At 62.4% G+C, this 20,870-nt stretch carries 18 protein-coding genes; 10 read left to right on the top strand and 8 right to left on the bottom strand.

Annotation, left to right across the window (positions count from 1 at the left end):
* Nucleotides 1-103: 103 nt before the first annotated feature.
* From VGO04_RS18060 to VGO04_RS18040, 4 genes are all read right to left on the bottom strand, one after another.
* The gene (locus VGO04_RS18060; protein ID WP_327497354.1) at nucleotides 104-955 is read right to left on the bottom strand and encodes an alpha/beta hydrolase; all 852 of its coding nucleotides are present in this window, start codon (nucleotides 953-955) and stop codon (nucleotides 104-106) included.
* A 328-nt stretch (nucleotides 956-1,283) separates the two neighbouring features.
* Entirely contained in the window at nucleotides 1,284-1,562 is a 279-nt protein-coding gene (locus tag VGO04_RS18055) for a GNAT family N-acetyltransferase (RefSeq protein WP_327497353.1), read from the bottom strand.
* A gap of 223 nt (nucleotides 1,563-1,785) precedes the next feature.
* Entirely contained in the window at nucleotides 1,786-2,715 is a 930-nt protein-coding gene (locus VGO04_RS18050; protein ID WP_327497352.1) for an MBL fold metallo-hydrolase, read from the bottom strand.
* Between the two features lie 602 nt (nucleotides 2,716-3,317).
* Nucleotides 3,318-4,913, bottom strand: a complete 1,596-nt coding sequence (locus VGO04_RS18040; protein WP_327497350.1) for a winged helix-turn-helix domain-containing tetratricopeptide repeat protein — start codon at nucleotides 4,911-4,913, stop codon at nucleotides 3,318-3,320.
* Nucleotides 4,914-5,115: 202 nt separating this feature from the next.
* Here VGO04_RS18040 and VGO04_RS18035 point away from each other — a divergent pair, with 202 nt between their 5' ends.
* The 8 genes from VGO04_RS18035 (at nucleotide 5,116) to VGO04_RS18000 (ending at nucleotide 14,302) form a co-directional block, all read left to right on the top strand.
* Nucleotides 5,116-5,868 carry an SDR family oxidoreductase gene (locus VGO04_RS18035; protein ID WP_327497349.1) on the top strand — a complete coding sequence of 251 codons (753 nt, stop codon included), beginning with the start codon at nucleotides 5,116-5,118 and terminating at the stop codon, nucleotides 5,866-5,868.
* Between the two features lie 113 nt (nucleotides 5,869-5,981).
* Entirely contained in the window at nucleotides 5,982-7,076 is a 1,095-nt protein-coding gene (locus VGO04_RS18030) for an HlyD family secretion protein (protein WP_327497348.1), read from the top strand.
* On the top strand, nucleotides 7,073-8,668 hold the full coding sequence (locus VGO04_RS18025; RefSeq protein ID WP_327497347.1) for a DHA2 family efflux MFS transporter permease subunit: 1,596 nt from the start codon (nucleotides 7,073-7,075) through the stop codon (nucleotides 8,666-8,668). Before VGO04_RS18030 ends, VGO04_RS18025 begins: the two co-directional genes overlap by 4 nt.
* A gap of 114 nt (nucleotides 8,669-8,782) precedes the next feature.
* The gene (locus tag VGO04_RS18020) at nucleotides 8,783-9,730 is read left to right on the top strand and encodes an MBL fold metallo-hydrolase (protein WP_327497406.1); all 948 of its coding nucleotides are present in this window, start codon (nucleotides 8,783-8,785) and stop codon (nucleotides 9,728-9,730) included.
* 179 nt (nucleotides 9,731-9,909) lie between these two features.
* A complete protein-coding gene (locus VGO04_RS18015; protein WP_327497346.1) occupies nucleotides 9,910-11,397 on the top strand; it encodes a mechanosensitive ion channel family protein in 1,488 nt (495 codons plus the stop codon).
* Between the two features lie 145 nt (nucleotides 11,398-11,542).
* The gene (locus VGO04_RS18010; RefSeq protein ID WP_327497345.1) at nucleotides 11,543-11,953 is read left to right on the top strand and encodes a cupin domain-containing protein; all 411 of its coding nucleotides are present in this window, start codon (nucleotides 11,543-11,545) and stop codon (nucleotides 11,951-11,953) included.
* Nucleotides 11,954-12,008: 55 nt separating this feature from the next.
* Nucleotides 12,009-12,767, top strand: coding sequence for an SDR family oxidoreductase (locus VGO04_RS18005; RefSeq protein WP_327497344.1), 759 nt, complete (start codon nucleotides 12,009-12,011; stop codon nucleotides 12,765-12,767).
* A 341-nt stretch (nucleotides 12,768-13,108) separates the two neighbouring features.
* Nucleotides 13,109-14,302 (top strand): MFS transporter, encoded by a 1,194-nt coding sequence (locus VGO04_RS18000; protein ID WP_327497343.1) that lies wholly within the window; start codon nucleotides 13,109-13,111, stop codon nucleotides 14,300-14,302.
* On the opposite strand, the gene VGO04_RS17995 is transcribed toward VGO04_RS18000, so the two are convergent.
* Nucleotides 14,299-15,831: a PAS domain-containing sensor histidine kinase gene (locus VGO04_RS17995; RefSeq protein WP_327497342.1), complete on the bottom strand. Its 1,533-nt coding sequence runs from the start codon at nucleotides 15,829-15,831 to the stop codon at nucleotides 14,299-14,301. The genes VGO04_RS18000 and VGO04_RS17995 overlap by 4 nt on opposite strands.
* A gap of 252 nt (nucleotides 15,832-16,083) precedes the next feature.
* Here VGO04_RS17995 and VGO04_RS17990 point away from each other — a divergent pair, with 252 nt between their 5' ends.
* Nucleotides 16,084-16,560 (top strand): carboxymuconolactone decarboxylase family protein, encoded by a 477-nt coding sequence (locus VGO04_RS17990; RefSeq protein WP_327497341.1) that lies wholly within the window; start codon nucleotides 16,084-16,086, stop codon nucleotides 16,558-16,560.
* Nucleotides 16,561-17,862, top strand: a complete 1,302-nt coding sequence (locus VGO04_RS17985) for an alpha/beta hydrolase (RefSeq protein WP_327497340.1) — start codon at nucleotides 16,561-16,563, stop codon at nucleotides 17,860-17,862.
* A 108-nt stretch (nucleotides 17,863-17,970) separates the two neighbouring features.
* On the opposite strand, the gene VGO04_RS17980 is transcribed toward VGO04_RS17985, so the two are convergent.
* From VGO04_RS17980 to VGO04_RS17970, 3 genes are read right to left on the bottom strand one after another with little or no spacing between them, the layout of a single operon-like run.
* Nucleotides 17,971-19,035, bottom strand: a complete 1,065-nt coding sequence (locus VGO04_RS17980) for an ABC transporter ATP-binding protein (RefSeq protein ID WP_327497339.1) — start codon at nucleotides 19,033-19,035, stop codon at nucleotides 17,971-17,973.
* 23 nt (nucleotides 19,036-19,058) lie between these two features.
* Nucleotides 19,059-19,880 (bottom strand): carbohydrate ABC transporter permease, encoded by an 822-nt coding sequence (locus VGO04_RS17975; RefSeq protein WP_327497338.1) that lies wholly within the window; start codon nucleotides 19,878-19,880, stop codon nucleotides 19,059-19,061.
* Nucleotides 19,877-20,764, bottom strand: coding sequence for a sugar ABC transporter permease (locus tag VGO04_RS17970; RefSeq protein WP_327497337.1), 888 nt, complete (start codon nucleotides 20,762-20,764; stop codon nucleotides 19,877-19,879). The genes VGO04_RS17975 and VGO04_RS17970 overlap by 4 nt, the downstream gene beginning before the upstream one ends.
* Between the last annotated feature and the right edge of the window lie 106 nt (nucleotides 20,765-20,870).

Below are 20,870 nucleotides of genomic sequence, written 5' to 3'. Positions count from 1 at the left end.
ATCCTCCATTTCTTCCGGATGAGCGGCTGTTTCGCAACCGCGCGAAGTTCTGTTTCAGTATGAGTGTGGCAACGAAGGGCGCCGGAGGCGCCCTTCCATGCAACTACCTGGTGATGAAGCTGAGGATGTCCTGGTTGATGACGTCCGCGTGTGTGGTCGCCATGCCGTGGGGGAAACCCTTGTAAATCTTGAGGGTGGAGTTCTTCAGAAGTTGAGCGGAGCGGGGAGCGGAAATCGCGAGCGGAACGACCTGGTCGTCGTCGCCATGCAGTACCAGCGCCGGCACGTCGATCATCTTCAGGTCTTCGGTAAAGTCGGTCTCCGAGAAGGCCTTGACGCCGAGGTAGTGGGCGTTGGCCGCTCCCATCATCCCCTGTCGCCACCAATTCTGGCTGATCGCTGCAGACGGCGTGACGCCGGGGCGATTGAAGCCGTAGAAGGGACCGTATGCGATGTCGTGATAGAGCTGCGCCCTGTTGGCTGCGAGGGCCTCGCGGTAGCCGTCGAGCGCCTCGATCGGAAGCCCCTCGGGATTGTTCGGCGTCTTCAGCATAAGCGGTGGCACGGCGCCGATCAGGACGAGTTTGGCCACGCGCCCCTTGCCGTGACGGGCGACGTACCGGGTCGCTTCGCCCCCGCCCGTCGAATGCCCGATATGGATCGCGCTGCGCAGATCCAATTGCCGTACGAGAGAGGCTACGTCGGCGGCGTAGTGATCCATGTCATGGCCGCCGCTCACCTGCTCCGATCGCCCGTGGCCGCGACGGTCATGGGCAATGACGCGATAGCCTTTTGCGAGGAAGAAGAGCATCTGGTTGTCCCAGTCGTCTCCGCTCAACGGCCAGCCGTGATGAAACACGATCGCTTGCGCGTCGCGCGGTCCCCAATCCTTGTAGAAAATCCTGGTCGAGTCTTCTGTCGTTACGTATCCGTGACCGGGTTGCTCGGCTGTCATGGCCATTCCTTTCTGTGTGGTCTTGCCGCATCAAACGATGCTTTCAAGCCGCCATGCTCAGCCCACGAAACACGGCGCTGCGATGGGTCCCGCCTGTGAACGGCGCTCCTACGGGGCGCCCGGCGAGAACCATGTTTCGGCGGGAGTGACGGCTGGCATGCGACGTGAAGACGCTAACACTTGGGGCAATGCGGGAAAGGTATACGTTGGTTTCAGCAATCTCGCGGGCGCTTACGCTTCGATGCAATGGTCGCGCGCAGAGGCGTTGCTGGACGCGCGGTGAGATCGCCGACGCCCTCCGCCCTTGCCAAGCCGCGTTATTCAATGATCAGCAGATCAGATCGCTGTATTCCGGATGTTGAGCCGCATAGCGGGCCATGAAAGCGCATCGAGGCGCAACCTTCTGTTGCCGCTCCCGCAAGATTGCAAAGACGCCCTCCGCGAGCTTCGTGGCAAATCCTGCTCCGGAATACTCGAACGGCACCTCCGTGTGGATCAGCACCAGCACGTCCTCCTCCATGCGATAATAGGCGGCTGCAACTGCGTCCGCTTCGATGGGGAGTTCGAAGCGGCGGCCTTCTGGGTTATCGAGAACGCGGTGCGGCATGTTCAGCCTCCCTGCTGCCATTGCTGCCCTCGAAGCAGACCGGTTCGCGCAGGATCGTGGGCATCATCTTGAAGGATGGGCTGGCCGTGGCGATGCACACCATCCAAAAGTGCAATTACACCGGCCGATTGATGCCTCGCGGCGAAAACGCGCCGTGGGCAACAACCGGCCGGTTGATCCAACCAGAGCAGTCGTCTGGCTCATTCCCGACAGAAGCCTTCCGTCAGTAGTCCCACCAGGCCGGAACCCAGCGGTAAAGCGCGCCGGCGGTCGCGACACGGCCGACCGATGGGAAAGGCATGTGCGTGGAAACCAGCCAGGAGCCGGTCTCCGCAAGTTCTTTCATGAGCCGCAGCCGAACGCGGGTAGCCTCTTCGGGGTCGTGTTCGAAGCCGTTGTGCCACTCGGGGTGGTCGAAGGAGACGGGGAAGAGGGCATCGCCACCGAACATCAGCCGCTCGCCGCCGGACGATATGCGGACCACGCTGTGGCCGGGGGTGTGACCGCCGGTACGGGTGACCACTACTCCTGGAGCCACTTGTGCCTGCTGGTCAAAAGTCCGCAGATGGCTGCGATACGCGTCCATGAATTCAAGGGATGCCTTGCGCGCGAGGTCTGCGAGCGCCGGTGGCATGGCGGTGAGCGAGAAATCGGGGGCCTGCCAGAACTTGGTCTCGGCGGCGCACACATGGACGCGCAGATCCGCACGCATGCGCTCCTTGACGCCTTCGACCAGCAGTCCACCGACGTGGTCGAAATGCATGTGCGTGAGCACCACGTCGGTGACGGCGGCGAGATCGACACCGGCAGCCTCCAATCGATGGACGAACTGCCCGGCGCGTGGGAAATCGGGATATTCCTCGCCGAGACCGCTGTCGATGAGGATCGTCTGGTCGCCGCTGCGCACGACAACGGCGTTCAACGCCCAATCGAAGGCAACCTTTGACAGAAACCTCTCATCCAGCCACGCGCCCCGCATCTCGGGGTCCGCGTTGGTGGCCATCGACTCGGCCGGCGGGGTCAAGATGCCATCGCTGATGATCAAGACGTCGATGTCACCGACCTGTACCGCATAGCGTGAAGGAACCAGTTCATCCGGTGCGGGCCTTTCCTGCGGGATGATCTTTCGGGGACTTGTTTGTGCATTCGACATGATGCGCTCCTGTTTTCGCGGTTGAAATGTGCCGGCCAGGGTTACATCGCGGAGTCTAGGTTCGGGTCCTTCGGCGGTCGAGCTACACCTCAGTATGGGGCTGCTCGTGCACGGACCCCGTGAAGCGAGTTCATGCGCTTCGGCGCCGCGCGCACGCTTTGCTTCCGTGCCCGTCAATGGTGGATGGAGCGAATGTCACCAAACGTGCGTATAGTTTCGGTGCTCAATTCAATCGCCTAGCCTGGGTGCAGTTTGCGTAGGCGGCCGTCGCTCGGTCCGTGACATCGCGAGCGTTGGCGCGACCTCAGGCGGATTGCACTCCATGAAACCCATAGAGGTCAAATTGATCGCCACGACCGGCGCGCAGCCGCTGCTGGATGTATCGGAGTACTGCAGGAATGCGGGCATCTGCGACGTCGAGGAGCGGAGACTGCTGTTGCTCCTCGGGCGACAGGCGTCCTGTCACGAACTCCAGATGAACATCGTACGGCGTCGGATTCGGACCCGTTAGCGACCAGTCGGGTTGCTTTGCCGAACGCACCCTCGCAAACCGCGTGATGGGGCGCGCGCATCTGCTCATTGTGCTCAGCAAGCGGCCACGGTCACTCCGGCAATCCCGCGAGCCGCAATCCATCGGCAAACCGCTTGAAATCGTCTGGTCGATGGATCGGCAGCCAATCGCGCAGATTGGAAACGCTCAAGGCCGGATCAAGTTGCCGCAGGCGCTGCATGTACCGCCTTGCCTCGTCGGGACGGCCGGCAAGCGCATGGCTGGCAGCGGCAAGCGCGACCGCCGCCAGCAGGCTCGGCAGGTTTGCGAGTGCCTTTTCGGCCCAGACCAGCGCATCGTCGTAATTTCCGGAAAAGAAATGCGCGATCGCCGTTCCTGTCTGCATGCGGAACATCTCCGGATCGAGCGGGCTCAGGCGAACGGCATGGGTGAGATCCTTGATTGCGCTCTCCGTCTCCCCGCGAAACACGCGCAGTACGCCACCCAGAAACCACGCGAGTGCAAAGTTTGGATTGAGCAGCCGGGCCCTGTCGATCAACGCGATGCCGGCGTCGAGATCGTCGGCGAGATGGCCGAGCGCGTGACCGCCTCTCGTGAGCGCCACGGCGTCGTCCCGGCCAAGTTCAACCGCGAGCCGCGCCAGCCGCGCACCCTCAGCGATCTCTGCCGTGCGGTCGACCATCCAGCCGTTGAGCTTGCGCCAGAAGAAGCACCAGGCGGCACCGGCATAGGCTGCGGCAAATTCGTCGTCGAGTGCGATCGACTTGTAGAACAGAGGCAGCGCAGCCTCGAGCGCCTCGCGGGTGCCGCTGTGCAGCTTGGCCATGCCGCGAAGATAGTAGTCGTAGGCATCAAGACTTTCGGTCGGCTTGCGCTTGGCGCGTTCGATCTCGATCCGTTCGAGTTGCGGTGCGATCGCGCCGACGACGCTTTCGGCTATCCCATCCTGCAGCTCGAAGATGTCGTCGAACGTGCCTTCGAAGCGCTCGGCCCAAAGATGCGCTCCGCTGGTGGCGTCGACCAGCTGGCCGGTGATGCGGACCTTGTTTCCCGATTTGCGCACGCTTCCTTCCAGAACATAGCGCACGCCGAGTTCGCGCCCGACTTCGGTCGCCTCCACCGCACGGTCCTTGTAGGTGAAGCTCGAATTGCGGGCGATGACGAACAGCCAGCGGATCCGCGAAAGCGCGGTGATGATGTCTTCCACCACGCCGTCGGTAAAATACTCCTGCTCCGGATCGCCGCTCAGGTTCTGGAAAGGCAAGACGGTTATCGAGGGCTTGTCGGGCAGGGGGAGTGCCGGCATCGCCACGTGTGCTTCTCCAGAACTCAAATCGGCGACGCCCGAGCCTTGCGCTGGACCTTCATTTCCAACGTCGACAGGGCTGACATCGCCGACGAAGCGGAAGCCCTTGCGGGGGACTGTGCGCACCAGGTGCTGTTCTTCGCCGCTATCGCCGATGGCCTTGCGAACGGCGTTTATGTGGCTAGTGATCGTCGATTCCGAGACGATCCGACCGCCCCAGACGGCGAGCAGCAGATCATCCTTGCCGACGACCCTCTCGCGGTTTTCGATGAGGTGCAGCAACAGGTCGAAGACTTGCGGGCCGACGGAAACCACCTGCCCGCGCAGGGTCAATTCCCGGCGTTCCGAATCGAGCAGATAGCCCGCGAACTTGAACTGCACCTCAGCCTCCTGGCCCACTTTCCTTGAACCACGATCGCACGTCGCCAAGGCATTGCCTTGCGATCAGACAATCGCTTGGACGGACAATCAAGCTATTCTCAAGGATAATTCAAGACGGATCCAAGGACTTCCTCGGTGCCCACGGACACACTCAGCGCAGATCGGCAGCAATCGTGCAGCCGAGAAGAAGCAGAGTGAAGCCATGAAGATCGTCGTCATCGGAGGCACCGGCCTTATCGGATCGAAACTTGTAAAGAGCCTGCGCGAGCGCGGTCACGATGTGTTGGCGGCTTCGCCGAATACGGGCGTCAACACGATCACGCGGGAGGGCCTGGCTGCTGCGATGGATCGGACCGATGTCGTCGTCGACGTCGCCAACGCTCCCGTTTGGGACGACAAGGCAGTCCTCGAATTCTTCGAGACGTCGGGGCGAAACCTTTTGGCAGCGGAAGCCGCCGCCGGCGTCCGCCACCACATCGCGCTGTCGATCGTCGGCAGTGAACGCTTGCCCGACAACGGCTATTTTCGAGCGAAGGTCGCGCAGGAAAACCTCATCAAGGCATCCGGTATTCCTTACACCATCCTGCGGGCCACGCAGTTTTTTGAGTTCGTCGGCGGCATTGCCCAATCGGCGACCGTCGATGGCGAGGTTCGCCTGTCGCCGGCACTGTTCCAGCCTATCGCTTCCGACGACGTCGCCGCAGCGCTTGCCGATATCGCGCTCGCAGCGCCAGTCAACGGCACGATTGAAGTCGCCGGACCGGAAGCCATTCCGCTCGATGAGGTCGTCAGGCAATTTCTGCGGGCGACAAACGACGGTCGAAAGGTCGTTCCCGACGTTCACGCCCGCTATTTCGGCGCGCTGCTCGACGACCAGTCGCTGACCCCTGGCAACAACCCGCGGCTCGGTGCAATCCGCTTCGACGACTGGGTCGGCCAACGGGTCGGACTTTGAAGTCGCAAGTACCAATATCCGCAATGTGCGGCGATCAGGCGGCGCGTGGCTCTGACATCCTCCTTGCCGTGCGGCCGCTTCGCAGCCAACCAAAATCAATGGGAACCGAGACAATGGATACGCTCGAGGACAAGATTGCCACCGCCACGGGAAGCGCCTCGACCGGGAGCGCCGGAAAGCGATCCAGCAAACGGAAGAAGATTGGCATGCTGCTGTGCCTGGGCGCCGCGGTGGCCATCGTCGGCGGCTGGGCCTGGGCCCGCCCGGGCGGCGAGGCATCGACGGACAACGCCTATGTCCGAGGGGACGTGACGTCGCTTGCGCCGAAGATTGCCGGCTATGTCGTGGCCGTCGAGGTTCAGGACAATCAGAGTGTTCGGGCGGGCGATGTGCTTTTCCGGATCGATGATCGGGACTATCAGGCTCGCCTTGCACAGGCGGCGGCCAATGTCGAAGCCGCCAAAGCCCGACTGGTCAATGTCGATGCGGAGACCGAGCTCCAGCACGCCCTTGTTCGCCAGGCCGAGGCTCAAAAACGATCGGCCGTCGCAGAGATGGATCTCGCCGCCAAGGCCTATGAGCGCCGCCGCGAACTGATCCGCAGCAACACCATCAGCCAGGCGCATGTCGATGAGAGCGATGCGGCGCGATCGAGGACCGAGGCGAGTGTATCTGCGGCGTCGGCGACGATCGAAGCGCAGAAGCAACGCATCGCCGTTCTTGCGGCACAGCGCGAAGCTGCGGTCGCGGCCGTGGCGCAGGCGGAGGCTGCACGCGACCTTTCCCAGATCGACCTCGAAAGCACGATCGTGCGCGCTCCGGTCGGTGGCGTCATCGGCAACCGTCAGGTTCGTGTCGGCCGTTTCGTCGCGCCCGGCACCTCCCTGCTCGACATCGTACCGGTCGATGACGTGTGGGTTGTCGCCAATTTCAAGGAGACGCAGCTCGAGCACATCCAGCCGGGCCAGCGCGTCCGGATCACCATCGACGGCTATCCGGGTCAAGTCCTTGAAGGCAAGGTTGACAGCTTTGCGCCCGGCAGCGGTTCGGCTTTCAGCTTGCTGCCGTCGGACAACGCAACCGGCAACTTCGTTCGTGTTGTCCAGCGGGTACCGGTCAAGATCCGATTTGCGCGGAACCCCCTGACTGGACGCCTCGTGCCCGGATTGTCCGCAAGGGTCGCCGTGGATCTCGGGAGCGGATCATGACCACGCACCCGGCCGCCACGATAAACCGCGAGGCATCTGCCTCGGGCACGCTGCTCGTCTTCGGCGTCGTGCTCGCGGCGCTGACGGAGGCGATAGCCAGCACCGTTCTGTCGCTCAGCCGCGGCGACATCATCGGCGACATCTATGCCACGCCGGACGAATTCGCCTGGCTCGACGTCGGCTACACCGCCTTCAAGCTCATCGGCTTCATGGTCGCCGGCTCGATGCTCACCCGCATCCGGCCGCTCGGTCTCGTCATCGGATCGACGCTCGCCATGGGGCTCGCCTCCGGGATGGCGTCAGCGACGACGTCGCTCTCTCTTTTGATTGCGCTGCGGGTCGTTCAGGGGCTCGCCGGCGGGGTCCTGCTCGTTGCAGGGCAAGCCACCATCTTCCTTGCCTTTCGCAGCGCGCATCAGCCAATCCTCCAGGCGCTGTTTGCCATGGGCGCGGTGGTCGCGCCCGCAACGCTCGCTCCCGCGCTTCAGGGGTGGCTGCTCGACAGCCAGTCCTGGACCTGGATCTTCTACTGCAATGTCGTTCTGTCTCTCGGCGCTGCCGGACTTCTCTTGATGGTTGACGATCCGGCACCCGTCATGACGAGGAAACGTCCGTTGGACTGGGTCGGAGTTTCGCTCCTCTCCATCGCACTCTTCTGCTTCACCTATGTTTTCAGCCAGGGAAGCCGCTGGGATTGGTTCGAAGAGCCTCGCATCCTCTGGCTCTCGGTCGTGGGTGTCGCCTCGCTGTTCCTCTTTCTGGGACAACAGGTTCTGCGCAAGGGCACCGGTCTTCTCGACTTCACCCTGTTCAGATCGGATGATTTCGCCTTCGCCTTCATCGTCAGTTTTGTCGCCGGCGCAGCACTGTTTGGCAGTGCGTTCCTGATCCCGTCTTTTGCGGTCTCCGTTCTGGCCTTCACGCCGACCGATGCCGGCCTGTTGCTTCTACCGAGCGGCGCGGTCTTCGTCGCGGCCCTGCTGTTTGCCGCCTTTCTCATGCAGGTCCGTCGGGTCCCTCCGTTCGCGACCGTGCCCTTCGGCATCGTGTTGATCATGGTGGCCATGTGGATGTTGTCCGGCTCGACAAGTGAAAGCGGTGCCCCCGACATGATGGCAGCGATCCTCTTGCGCGGCCTTGGCCTTGGCTTCCTGTTCCTGTCGATCACGCTGATCGCCTTTACCAATCTCGACAAGCGAAACCTCGCCTCCGGGATCGGACTGTTCAACACCGGGCGCCAGCTCGGCGGTCTTGTCGGCGTGGCCGGGCTTCAAACCCTTATCGACCATAACGTCGCCGCAAACGTCGCGGTCCTCGGCGCGAGCGTCAATGCGGGAGGTCAAGCCGTCATCGAACGTCTGGCCGGCACGGCGGCCATGCTCGCAGCGCGGGGCATGGATGCCGTTCCTGCCAGCCGGGCGGCGATGGCGCTTCTCGGCCGTGCGGTCACCGGACAGTCCATCGTGATCGCCTTCGACACGGCGTTCAATGCCGTAGCACTGCTGTTCGTCGTCGCAGCGCCCATGCTCGTGGCCATCAAGGTCGGCTTGGCCCGGCGCGCCAAAGCACGCCAGACACACCCCGACCGTTGACCGAAGGGGCCGCCCTAAACCGAGGTATAGCTCGACCGTCAACGTTGCTCGAACCTAGAGTCCACGACGTCAACAGTGAACGGCACGTTTCATCAGGGCAAACAGGAGGACATCATGACGCCGGCAGAAGCAAGATCTCATACAAACACGGCCGTGGAACCGGCGCTGGCCGGGAGGTCGGCTCCGGAAGAGTTGGTTCCATCGCGCTATGCTGTGCGGGTCGGTGACATCGAGGTACTGGTGATCAGCGACGGCGTGCTGCCACTGCCAACCGCGATGTTGGGACACAATGCGGAGGCGGGTGATCGCGCAGCTTGGCTCGGCGACATGTTCCTGCCGCCGGACACTCTCGACTGGGCTCTCAACGTGGTCGTGGTGCGATCGGGCGCTCAAACCATCCTCATCGATGCCGGGCTTGGCCTGGATCCGGACTTGAACCTGCCACGGGCGGGTCAATTGGTGAGGCGATTGACGGCTGCGGGCATCGATCTTGGATCTGTGACCGATGTGGTTCTCACGCACATGCACATGGACCATATCGGCGGGCTGCTGGTTGATGGCGTGAAGGAGCAATTGCGTCCGGACTTGCGGATCCACGTTGCCGCCGCCGAGATCAAGTTCTGGGAATCGCCTGATTTCACGCATGCGGTGATGCCGCAAGGTTTCCCCGACGCGCTCAGGGCGACTGCCAAACGGTTCGCGAGTGAATACCGCAACAATCTTCGACCTTTTGAAGACAAGTGCGAGGTTGCACCTGGTGTCGTTGCCGAGCGCACCGGCGGCCATACGCCCGGACACTGCGTGGTCCGCGTGGCCTCGGGCGGCGACCGGTTGATGTTTGCCGGCGACGCACTCTTCGCCGTCGCCTTCGACCATCCCGACTGGTACAACGGCTTTGAACACGACCCCGAAGAGGCGGCTCGCGTTCGGGTGCGTCTCCTGACGGAACTGGCCAAGACAGGGTCGTCGCTGGTGGCCACGCACCTGCCTTTCCCGTCCGTCGGGCATGTGGCGGTCGACGGTGATCACTTCCGGTGGGTTCCGGTGTTCTGGGATTACTGACGGCTCCAGTTTGAGTGTTTGCCGTGCGAGAACCATCGGTACGTCCTGTCCTCGCAAGCGGGGGGCAGAACACATCCGATGGTTCCGCGTAACGTGGCAACGCGAGCGTCCGCGCCCTCGGGCGCTCACTCCATGCGCTTCTTTGCTGCTCGAACGTACGGCTCGCCAAGGGACTGTAAATGGACCAGCAAATTCAATTGTTTCCTGTGCTCGTCTGTGTTCTCGGCGTTGCTGGAATTGTCGTCTGGCACCTGCAGGGTAGCGCGCGTCCAACTTCGCGACTGGTCGTGCAGATCGCCTTCTTCGCGTCGATGACGGCAGCGCTCGCCTACAGCGGCCTCAATCCGTTTCGCTACGATCGGACCGAACTCGATGGCGCTCAGACACTGCTTGTGGCGGCCAAGACGCTCTGGTGGGTTCATCTCTCCTGGGCGGTGATCGGCTTTGTTCGGCTTTACCTTGTCCTTGACGGCCGGCCGCGAGAAGCGCGCTTGATCCAGGATCTGGTCGTTGCCGTCGTCTACCTCGGCGTGCTGCTCTCCATCCTGGCATTCGTTTTCGGCGTCCCGATAGGGGGCCTGCTGGCGACATCGGGCGTCATTGCGATCATCCTCGGTCTCGCGTTGCAGAGCACCTTGGGTGACGTTTTCTCGGGCATAGCGTTGACCCTCGGTCGCCCGTACGTCCTTGGTGACTGGATCTGTCTTAGCGACGGAACCGAAGGCCGGGTGGTCTCAAGCAACTGGCGTTCGACGCAGCTGCTGACCGCAGCCCACAATCTCGTGGTGCTGCCCAACAGCATCCTGGCGAAGGTGGGGCTGACCAACATCAGCCAGCCGGACGAGAACCACCAGATCATTGTCTCGGTTCGCGTGGCTCCGACCCGCATGCCGCGGATGATCGTCGACGTGATGCATGCTGTTCTTGACAGTTGCAACGCGATCGTGAAACAGCCGGCTCCAACCGTCGGGCTTGTGGGGATCGATGCAAGCGCGATCACGGTGGAGCTCCAGTTTCGGGTCACCAGCCCGGCGCAGCGCGGCCCGGCGCGCAACGAGGTCATCGATCTGGTCTATCGGCATTGCAGGGCAAACGGGGTGCAACTGGCTCTACCGCCGGAGAGCACGCTCATGCAAAGCCCTGGCAGGTCCGACCCGCAGCATGCCGTTGCGCCGGCACAGGACCTAATCGACGCGATCCCGATCTTCTCGAACCTGAGCCAGGAAGAACGCGATACGCTTGCGGCCGCGGCAACGCCCCGCGACTTTGCGGCCGGCGCGGAAATTGTCAGGGAAGGCCGGTCGCTTGAAAGCCTGATGATGATCAAGAACGGCGTGGTGGCGATGAAGAATGGCGACGTCGAGGTCGCCCGCCTGGCTCCGGGAGATTTCTTCGGCGAAGACGGCCTGCTGGCCGGAATGAAGGAGAAGCACGACCTCCATGCCGTCACCCGCCTTACCGTCTATGAAGTGGGACAGGCGGCTTTCGCGCCGCTTTTGTTGAAGCGTCCGGAAATCGCAGAGGACCTGGCAGTTCATCTGGCGCGACGGGAGGCGATCGGGGCACGTTCGGACTTGCCTGCGAACCAGCATGAGCGGCGCAAGCTGGACCTGCTTCATGCCATCCGATCCATTTTTCGAAGCCCGCGTGAAAGCGCGAAAAGCTGAAGGGGATACGCGGCAGTTCGCGCGCGGGCACAACCGCTGCAAGGACGAAATCGCTGCCGTGGCAAACCTAGGTATATCTGTTTCTCTCCGGAGGCGGGCCATACGATCCCACGCGTTACCAACAACGTGAATGAGGGAGAAATCCATGCGAAGATTAGCGATTGGCTTGCTGTCTGCGACGCTGATCACCGGACCGGTAGCGGCCTCCGACAAGCCCTACAATGCCAAGGTCACAGTGGTGTTCGACCACGCCCTTCCGAATGTGCCGGGCAAGAGCATGCGCGGCGTCCTGGTCGAATACGGCCCCGGCGGGCACAACCCGTCCCACACCCACCCCAAGAGCGCCTTTATCTATGCGACGGTGATCGAAGGCAGCATCAAGAGCCAGATCAACGACGGTGCGGTGAAAGTCTACAAGACCGGCGAGAACTGGACCGAAGTTCCGGGTGATCATCACCGCGTGAGCGCGAACGCAAGCGACAGCGAGCCGGCAAAGATCCTGGCCGTTTTCGTTCTTGATACAACCGAAACGGAGATGGTGTTGCCCGCGAAGTGAAACCTTCTTCACAACCGGTTGCGGTGATCCATCAGAGCTTGCAAGGAGCAGAACCATGAAAATCGTCATTATCGGCGGCACCGGCCGCATCGGGTCGAAGGTTGCGGAACGCCTCAGAAGCAAGGGCCACGACGTCGTGCAATCGGCGCCGTCCACGGGCGTCGATACGCTGACGGGTGAAGGGTTGGCCGAGGTGCTGGCCGGTGCCCAGGTGGTGCTCGACGTCAGCAATTCGCCATCCTTCGAACCGGGTGCCGTTCTTTCGTTCTTCGAACGGTCAACGTCGAACCTCATTGCGGCGGAGCGGGCGGCCGGTGTCGGCCACCACGTCGCGCTCTCCATCGTCGGTATCGAACGGTCTCCCGACAATGGCTATTTCCGCGCCAAGGTCGCGCAGGAGAACCTGATCAAGAAAGGCGGCGTCCCGTACACTATCGTAAGGTCGACGCAGTTCCTGGAATTCCTCGGCGGCATTGCCGATGAGGCAACGGTCGACAGGACCGCCAGGGTCTCTTCCGGTGCGTTCCAGCCGATCGCCGCAGACGACGTCGCGACCTTTGTCGCAGAAGCGACGTTGGGCAAGCCTGAAAACCAGACGATCGAAATCGCCGGCCCTGAAAAGAAGGCCATGAGCGATTTCATTTCCGAGTATCTGGCAGCTGTCGGCGATAGCCGCAATGTCGTTGCTGACCCCGACGCCAAGTACTTCGGTTCGCGGGTCGATGAACAGTCCCTGGTTCCTCTTGGATCCGCAAGGCTGGGCAAACTCGACTCCAGGACCTGGAATGCCCAACAACCTCAAGCCGCCGCTTGAGGCCTTTCGGTCGGGGCGATGCGGCGACGAAACGCGCATCGGCCCCGGCGCCTCTTCGGAGCGACCACGCGCGATCGGATGCTCCGACCCTCCACAGGTGCTGTGTTTTCGCGGTTTGCGCTCGAAGAGACGGGGTAGACCAAGGTTTACGATCCACATCATCATCGATCATGGTAAAAGGGAGCCCGCAGCCGTCTCGAAGAGCGCGAGGTCGGTCGTACAAGACTCGATATCAGGAACTCGGTTCGTACCGGGCCTGCGTCGGCAAATCGCCGGCGGCGATGATTTAGAAATGCCAAGGTGGTTTTCAACGAACAGGAAACGGTCGGGAGACCGGAGCCATGGCCAATCTTTCAATCGACCCCGTAGCGTCTGGCGACCCGCTCGCGCTTGTGATCGGTGCAACCGCCTGCCAGATAATCGGTGGTCTTGTTCCGCAAATGTCGCCCTTCGTGGTTGCGGGACTGATCGACGGTCTTGCGCTGTCCGAGCGAGAGGCCGGCATCATAGCCTCGGCCGAACTCCTGGCGCTGGCCGTCACTGCCATCCTGGTTGCGCCCCTGCTGCCGCGGCTATCCTGCCGATACGCCGGGATGTCTGCGCTTTTCTTGACGGTGGCGGCCCAGGCTGCCTCCATCACATCTGACGGTTGGACTTCGCTGGTCTTGTTGCGCGGTCTCGCGGGCATCGGCGAGGGAGCGCTCTATGCCATGTCGCTCAGCATCGTCGCGTCTCATTGCCGTAATCCGGAGAGGATCTTCGGCTTGTTCCAACTCGTCTGGGCAATCGGCAGCGTGGCGCTGTTCGCCATAGGCGGAGAGGTGACCGCAGCCTATGGCCACCGCGGGATTTTTGCGCTGCTGGCGGGTTTGACGCTGGCCTTCTCTCCGTTTCTTCTTCTCATGCCGGAGCTTCGAGCCGTCAAGCATACCGCCACACGGCCGGCATCATCCGTGCCGCTCTTCGGAAGCCTGCTGTTTGCTGCGATCGTTCTTTACGTCGCGGTCTCGGCCGGTCTCTTTGCCTTCAGTGGACCGATGGGCGAACGCATCGGTCTGGACACGGCCGCGGTGGGGTACGTTCTTACGGTGTCGACGGTCGTTGGTCTTGCCGGCGCGGGCGCCGCCACGGCGCTGAATGTTCGCTGGGGCAGGGCGATCCCGATCTCCGCATTCTGCCTTGGCTACGTGGTGGTGGCACTTGTCCTCTGCCTTTGGACGAACCCGGTGGCGTACGGTATCGCCGTCATTTCATCCGCCGTTCTCTACTATTTTTCATTGCCGTATCTGTTCGGTCTGGCCGCGGCACTGGATCAAAGCGGGCGCTGGGCGGCCGCAGCCGGCTCGGCTTATCTGCTCGGATTTGCTGCCGGCCCAGTCTTTACCGGGGCCGTGATTGCAGCATCGGGATACACAAGCCTCGCAGCGGTATGCGTGACCATGACCATCGTTGCCTGGGTTCTTGCCGTGTGCGTCGTCACACGCGCCTTCAACGGACGTCGCCTGGTCGTCCGCCTTCCCAGTTCGCAGGTCTAGGCTGGCACCTCGTTCGCCGAGGCGACGGGCAGAGCAAACGTGACCGTCGCGCCCACCGTCCGGTTGTTGGCCACCCAAAGCTTCCCGCCATGGGCTTCCACGATCGATCTGCAGATTGGCAATCCCATGCCCATTCCGTTGCCCTTCGTCGTAAAGAATGGCTCGAACACGCGCTCCGGATCCTTGAAACCGCTTCCGGTGTCCTCGACCGAGATCCTGATGGTGTCGGGGTGATCGTGGCTCGACACGATCTTCAGCGAACGCAGGGGGTTCGTCGTGTCCATCGCCTGAATTCCGTTGCGGATGAGGTTTACCAGCACCTGCTGAATCTGAACTCTATCGAGCGCCACTTTGGGAAGGTGCTGGTCCAGGGCGAGGTCAATGCGGGTCGTCGTTGCAGCGATCTCGTCCGACATCAGATCAAGCACCTCGTAGACGAGGCGGTTCACGTCTTCGACCGCCCGTGACTGCGGCTGGTGCTTGAAAAGCGCTCGGATGCGGCTGACGACCTCGACGGCCGCCGCAACGTCTTGAGTGATGCGTTCTGCTGCGCGCTTGCCGCGCGCGATGTTGGCAGGGTCGGCCGAAAGCCAGCGCACGCATGCGTCAGCGTCCGCAGCAATTGCTGCCAGCGGCTGGTTGACTTCGTGTGCGATCGAAGCGGAAAGCTGCGACAGGTTGGCCGCCTGGGTCGCCCGCGCAAGCTTCTCGGCCGAACGGCGCAAGGCAGCCGTTGTTTGCACCTGATCCTCGATATCGTGGCAGAGGCCGAACCACTGGACGATGTTGCCGTCCTGATCCCGCATGGGCTCCGCGCGGCCAGACATCCAGCGATAGACCCCGTCCGCCCGAAGCAACCGATACCGCATCGAAAATCGCTCCCCGGTCGCAAGGCAGCGGGTGAGCTCGGCATAGACGGCGTCGGCGTCGTCCGGATGGAAAATCGTATCCATGACGGATGCAACGTCACTCACGTTTGAGAGATCAAGGCCCAGGTAGTCGGCCATGCGCCGGTTGACGAGAGTCGTGGTGCCGTCGGGTGTCAGGCGCCATAGATTGCTCGGAACCATGTCGACCAGCAAGGATAGTTCGACCGAGCGAGCGCGCAGGTTCTCCTCGGCCTTCTTCTGGTGCTCGATGTCGATGGTCTGCCCATGCCAGGCTGTGACGCGTCCGTTCGCGTTCTTCGACGGTCTGCCCGACGCGCGAAACCAGCGAAACGCACCGTCCGCGCCGCGCAGACGGTGAGCGTTGTCAAACGGCTCGCCCGTTTCCATGCTCCGCCGCCAGGTCGTCGCCACAAAACGCTGATCGTCCCTGTGGATGCGTTCAAGCCACGCACTGTGGTCGTGCAGGCCATCGCCGAAATATGCGTCCATGCTCCGATTGCGATAGATGAACCGGCCGACCGGATCCATCGACCATATGTGGCCGGGGATGTTGTCGAGAAGGTCAAGTGCGAACTCGGCGCTGTTGCGGGTATGTTCGCGAAAGGCCGCGTCTTTCCTCAGTCCATCGTCGTTGGACATCTGTCGCTCCGCAGAAGACGACGGTCAACAAAAGGACTTCACGCCGAAGCTCGGCGGCGGACCGGCAGCCTTGGTGAATGAGTGGCCGCATTATATCCCGAAGGCCTTCGTTTTCAATCTGACCTGCTGGATGCGGGCGGCCCGCGTTCGAGCGGCGCATAAACCGATGTATAGCTGTCGCACGCAGTGCGCCTCCGGCACGATAGAAAGCGGCCATGTCGGTCGATCATGTCAGTCGGAGGACGAAACACCATGACCCAGCGGTTCAATTACTCCAAGCTTTCGCCCGGCATGGTCAAAGCGATGATGGCGCTCGGCAACGAGATCAGGAGCGGTTCGATCGAAGAGACGATACTGATCCTCGTCGACATGCGGGCATCGCAGATGAATGGATGCGCGTTCTGCATCGATATGCATGCCAAGGAAGCGATCATTCATGGCGAACGGCCGCTGCGTCTCTTCCACGTCTCGGCCTGGCGTGAATCCACGTTGTTCTCGCCGCGCGAGCGGGCCGCGCTTGCCTGGACGGAAGCGCTGACGAAGCTCGCGGACGACGGCGTTCCCGACGAAATCTATGAGGGGGTAAGGCGCGAACTGTCCGAGCAGGAGATCTCCGATCTTACGTTCCGGATCGTGGCGATCAACGCCTGGAACCGCATCAGCGTCGCGGCACGCACCGTTCCTGGTTCCGCCGACAAGGCGTACGGGTTAGACAAGGCCGGTCTCTAGATGGATTTTTGTCGCGCAGTGGCTGTGCTTCTCGTGCTTGTCTGCCTTGACGGCTGTGCCGCGCAGCGTGCCGAGGTCGTAGCGCAGCCCGTTGCGACATCACCTGTGCCGCGGAGCACCCAGGCCGTTCGAACGCAACAACGTTCCGGGGCCAATGACCTCCTCTACGTCACGGACCGAGAGCCGACCGTCGTATCCGGGAACAGGCTGTCGTACGGTGCCAAGCGGGCCATCTTCTTGAGCTTCGGATCGGTATCGATCGCCCCGAGACGCAACTCCGTTGCCAGCAAGAGGGAATTTCAGGTCGACACTGTCTCCGAAACCGGCCGGTTTCCGGCAACGCCCTACGGCGTCGTCGCGACGGCGAAAGGGCTGCGCCGAACACCGGCGGCAGTCGCCGCACATGAGCGGGCCGTCGCATCGCTACAGGCCGAAATTGTCAGGCGTCTCGCGGTGGCCAGACGCAAGGAAGTCGTCGTCTTCATTCACGGATACAACAACAGCTTCGAAGATGCGGCACTCGCCACCGACGAGATTTGCCGAACGCTACAAAACCAGTTTGTCTGCATCGTCCTGACGTGGCCCGCCGGAGGCACCGGCGGCTCGTTCTTCGGTTACAACGTTGACCGTGAGTCGAGCGAGTTTGCGGTTGCGGACTTCAAGAAAGCCGTTCGCGTCATTGCCGGGACGAAGGGTGTCGAGAGGCTTCATCTCCTGGCTCATAGCCGTGGAACCGATGTGCTGGCGAGTGTCGTCCAGCAGCTTGCCATCGAAGCCTATGTCAGCCGCTCCTCGCTTTGGCAGCGCTACAAGATCGCCAATGCGGTGTTTTTCGCACCCGACATCGATCTCGATGTGGCGTCTTCCAAGTTGTTCGCCTGGGTCTCTGACCCGGACCTTGCCTTCGGAAGCAAGTCGACGCCAAGCACATTGCCCTCTCAAGGCTCCATGCACCTTACGGTCTACTCCTCTCCAAGGGACGAGGCGTTGAAAGCGTCAACGCTGATCTCAGGCAGCGCCTTGCGGCTTGGTCAGCTCGCCGTCGGCAATCTTCCAAGCGACAGGAACGAGGCCGCGTCCAAATGGGCAGGGTCGCATATGGGAGGGCTGGTCGATTTTGTCGAGTATTCGGGCGGCGGCGGCTTCATCGGCCACAGCTATTTCCTGTCCGACGTCACCATCAAGGCGGACTTGGTCGCGCTCATTCGCGACGGTGCGAAGGCCGGCGATCCCCGACGCCAGCTCGTGGAAATAGGGCGCCCTTTTTGGCGAACGTCGGATACTCGACAAGCAGCGCGCTAATCGTCGCAAGACTTCGGAAGCTACGTTTTGGTCTAAGGTCGCGCCGCTCCGTTCGTTCTGGCTGAAGCGCCGGCGACCAGCTCGGCGCGGCTTGGCTGCCCTGCCGGACTAGCCGACCCTCCTTGCAAGGCTCAAGCCGTTGGCGTCGAACAGGGAGGCGCGGCTGGTGTCGATGGCTATGCCGACAGTTTCGCCGATGCGAACTGGCGCGTCGGCGGGGGCGCTGACGTTGACCAGCCCAAGCCGATCGTTGCGCACGAAGACACTGGTGCTGCCGCCGAGATATTCGGCGACTTCGACCGTGCCGCGGCAATGGCCGCTTTCGGGCGAAACAAGCCGGAGGTGCTCGGGCCGCGCGCCGATGCGGGTGGGGGCACCGGAAAATGCGAGATCGATCCTGCCTCCGCCAGCAAGGTCGAGCGTGCTTTCTCCTGCGGCAGCGCAGTCCAGTACGTTCATCTTCGGGCTGCCGATAAACTGCGCGACGAACAGGTTGGCCGGCCGTTCGTAGAGTTCCTGCGGACTGCCGTGCTGCATGATGCGGCCTTCCTTCAGCACAACGATGCGGTCGGCAAGCGTCATTGCTTCCACCTGGTCGTGGGTGACGTAGATCATGGTGGCGCCGAGCGAGCGATGCAGCTTGGCAATTTCCAGACGCATGTCGACACGCAGCGCCGCATCCAGGTTGGAAAGCGGTTCGTCGAACAGGAATGCAGTCGGTTCGCGCACGATGGCGCGGCCGATCGCGACGCGCTGGCGCTGGCCGCCCGACAACTGCCGCGGATAACGGTCGAGGAGATGCTTGAGTTTCAGGGCGTCCGCGGCCGCGTCTACCTTCTCGCGGATTGTCGAGCCGGGAAGCTTGGCCAGCTTCAGCCCGAAGCCCATGTTCTGGCGCACGGTCATGTGCGGATAGAGGGCGTAGGACTGGAACACCATCGCGAGCTGGCGCTCGACCGGCGGCGCTTTGGTGACATCCCTGCCGTCGATCACGATCGTGCCGGATGTGGTCTCCTCAATCCCTGCAATCATGCGCACCAGCGTGGACTTGCCGCAGCCCGACGGCCCGACGATCACCACGAATTCCCCGTCGGCGATCGCAAGGTCGAGATCGCGCATGATCTCGACGCCGCCGTAGCGCTTTCCGGCCTTCTCCAACACAATCGTACCCATTTGAACCTCCGAGGAAAACTTGGTCAGCCCTTGACAGCGCCGGCCGTCATGGAGCCGCTGATCTGGCGATACATGAGAAGGCCGAGCAGCATCGGCGGCAGAGCGCCCACGATCATCACGGCTGACGCGACGCCCCATTGCACCCCACCGCCGCTGGCGGCGAAGAAGAACGAGGCGCCGACGGTGATCGGCACGGCTTTCGACGTGGTCAGCATCAAGCCGAACAGGAATTCGTTCCAGGCCGTGATGAACCCGAAGATGACGCCGGTGACGATCGCCGGCCGGCAAAGGGGAGCGATGATCCGCAAGAGGATCTGCATGCGCGTGGCCCCGTCCATCAGCGCCGCTTCGTCGAGTTCGCCGGGAAGGTCGCGGATCGCGTTGACGAGGATGACGAGCGCCAGCGGCAGATTGACGATGGCAAGGATGAGGCCAAGGCCGAGCCGGGTGTCGAGCAGCGATAGCCACTGGAACATCATGTAAAGCGGGATGGCGAAGATGACGAGCGGAACGGCGCGCAGGTTGACGATGAGGGGCAACAGTGTCCGCTCGCCGATCCGGCCGCGTGCGATCGCATAGGCGGCGGGCAGGGCGAGTGCGACCGCAAGCAGCGTGCCGAGCGCTGCGACCGCGAAGCTGTTGGTGAGATAGAGGAAGATGTTCAACCGGTCGGAGACCGTAAACACCGTGGCGTAGTTCTCAAGTGTTGGCGCATAGACCCAGAGCCCCGGATTGGCCGTCAGTTCGCGCGCACTCTTGAACGAGGTCGAAAGCGTGACCAGGATCGGGAAGTTCATCACGAAGGCGCCGATGGCGAAGACGATCCAGCGAAGAAGGTTGATCATCGGGCAGCTCCCTTGCGGCGCGCGGCAATGGCGTTGAGGCCGTAGAGCACGGCGAAGGACACGACGAAGAGGATGACGGAGGCGGCGACCGCCTTACCGATCGCACCTTGCTTGAAGAAGGCCTCGTAGATGTAGATCGACAGCGAGGCGGTGGATCCGCCAGGACCGCTGCCTGTCAGCACATAGACATTGTCGAAGACACGGAAGCCGTCGATGAAGCGGATCAGAAGAGCGACGACGATGGTGGGGGCCATCAGAGGCAGCTCGATGTACCAGAGCCGGTGACGGTAGTGCGCGCCATCCATGGCCGATGCCTCGATGATCTCCCGCGGGATCGCCTGGTAGGCCATGTAGAAGAGCAGGAAGGCAAAGGGCGTCCACTGCAGCGTCTCGACCACGACCAGCGTCCAGAAGGCGGAGCCAGGGCCAAGGAAGGACAGGCTCGCACCGAACCAGGCCCAGAGATAATAGGGCACGGGGCCGGCGAATTCATGCAGAACGAGGCGGTACATCAGGCCGACCAGTGCCGGCGCCACCATGAGCGGCAGCATCAGAATTGCCATCAGCCAGCTGCGTCGCTCCAGAAGCGGGGCGAGGAAGACCGCAAGGAACAGGCCGAGCCCGCATTCGAGGATTGCCGTCAACAGGCCGAAGCGGAAGGAAAACCAACTCGCCCGCCAGAAGCCGCTGTCGTTCCAGACCGCGGCGAAATTTCCGAGGCCGGAGATCGTCGGACTGCGCAGGGTCTCGAAGCTGACTTCGGAAACCGAGTAGACGAGATTGACGATTGCCGGGAAACCCAGAAACACCAGCAGGAACGCGACCAGCGGGATCGTTAGCAGGCGAAATTCGGACACGGGGCTGCGATGCGTCAGGGCTGTCATCGGTCGTTCCTGATAGGGCGCGCAGCGCCCGTTCGAGCGCCGGCCGCGCGGCAAGCGGCACGGACGGCATCATGGCCGCCTGGAAAAGCCGGTGGCGACGGACAGG

The organism is Ensifer sp., from assembly GCF_035999185.1.
Lineage (GTDB): Bacteria > Pseudomonadota > Alphaproteobacteria > Rhizobiales > Rhizobiaceae > Ensifer.
This window is presented reverse-complemented; position numbering and strand designations above follow the sequence as displayed.

What these genes read in the sequence shown, in the direction of transcription:
- VGO04_RS18060 (WP_327497354.1), bottom strand. Translation starts at nt 955, where the DNA reads ATGACAGCCGAGCAACCCGGTCACGGATACGTAACGACAGAAGACTCG.
- VGO04_RS18055 (WP_327497353.1), bottom strand. Translation starts at nt 1,562, where the DNA reads ATGCCGCACCGCGTTCTCGATAACCCAGAAGGCCGCCGCTTCGAACTC.
- VGO04_RS18050 (WP_327497352.1), bottom strand. Translation starts at nt 2,715, where the DNA reads ATGTCGAATGCACAAACAAGTCCCCGAAAGATCATCCCGCAGGAAAGG.
- VGO04_RS18035 (WP_327497349.1), top strand. Translation starts at nt 5,116, where the DNA reads ATGAAGATCGTCGTCATCGGAGGCACCGGCCTTATCGGATCGAAACTT.
- VGO04_RS18030 (WP_327497348.1), top strand. Translation starts at nt 5,982, where the DNA reads ATGGATACGCTCGAGGACAAGATTGCCACCGCCACGGGAAGCGCCTCG.
- VGO04_RS18025 (WP_327497347.1), top strand. Translation starts at nt 7,073, where the DNA reads ATGACCACGCACCCGGCCGCCACGATAAACCGCGAGGCATCTGCCTCG.
- VGO04_RS18020 (WP_327497406.1), top strand. Translation starts at nt 8,783, where the DNA reads ATGACGCCGGCAGAAGCAAGATCTCATACAAACACGGCCGTGGAACCG.
- VGO04_RS18015 (WP_327497346.1), top strand. Translation starts at nt 9,910, where the DNA reads ATGGACCAGCAAATTCAATTGTTTCCTGTGCTCGTCTGTGTTCTCGGC.
- VGO04_RS18010 (WP_327497345.1), top strand. Translation starts at nt 11,543, where the DNA reads ATGCGAAGATTAGCGATTGGCTTGCTGTCTGCGACGCTGATCACCGGA.
- VGO04_RS18005 (WP_327497344.1), top strand. Translation starts at nt 12,009, where the DNA reads ATGAAAATCGTCATTATCGGCGGCACCGGCCGCATCGGGTCGAAGGTT.
- VGO04_RS18000 (WP_327497343.1), top strand. Translation starts at nt 13,109, where the DNA reads ATGGCCAATCTTTCAATCGACCCCGTAGCGTCTGGCGACCCGCTCGCG.
- VGO04_RS17995 (WP_327497342.1), bottom strand. Translation starts at nt 15,831, where the DNA reads ATGTCCAACGACGATGGACTGAGGAAAGACGCGGCCTTTCGCGAACAT.
- VGO04_RS17990 (WP_327497341.1), top strand. Translation starts at nt 16,084, where the DNA reads ATGACCCAGCGGTTCAATTACTCCAAGCTTTCGCCCGGCATGGTCAAA.
- VGO04_RS17985 (WP_327497340.1), top strand. Translation starts at nt 16,561, where the DNA reads ATGGATTTTTGTCGCGCAGTGGCTGTGCTTCTCGTGCTTGTCTGCCTT.
- VGO04_RS17980 (WP_327497339.1), bottom strand. Translation starts at nt 19,035, where the DNA reads ATGGGTACGATTGTGTTGGAGAAGGCCGGAAAGCGCTACGGCGGCGTC.
- VGO04_RS17975 (WP_327497338.1), bottom strand. Translation starts at nt 19,880, where the DNA reads ATGATCAACCTTCTTCGCTGGATCGTCTTCGCCATCGGCGCCTTCGTG.
- VGO04_RS17970 (WP_327497337.1), bottom strand. Translation starts at nt 20,764, where the DNA reads ATGACAGCCCTGACGCATCGCAGCCCCGTGTCCGAATTTCGCCTGCTA.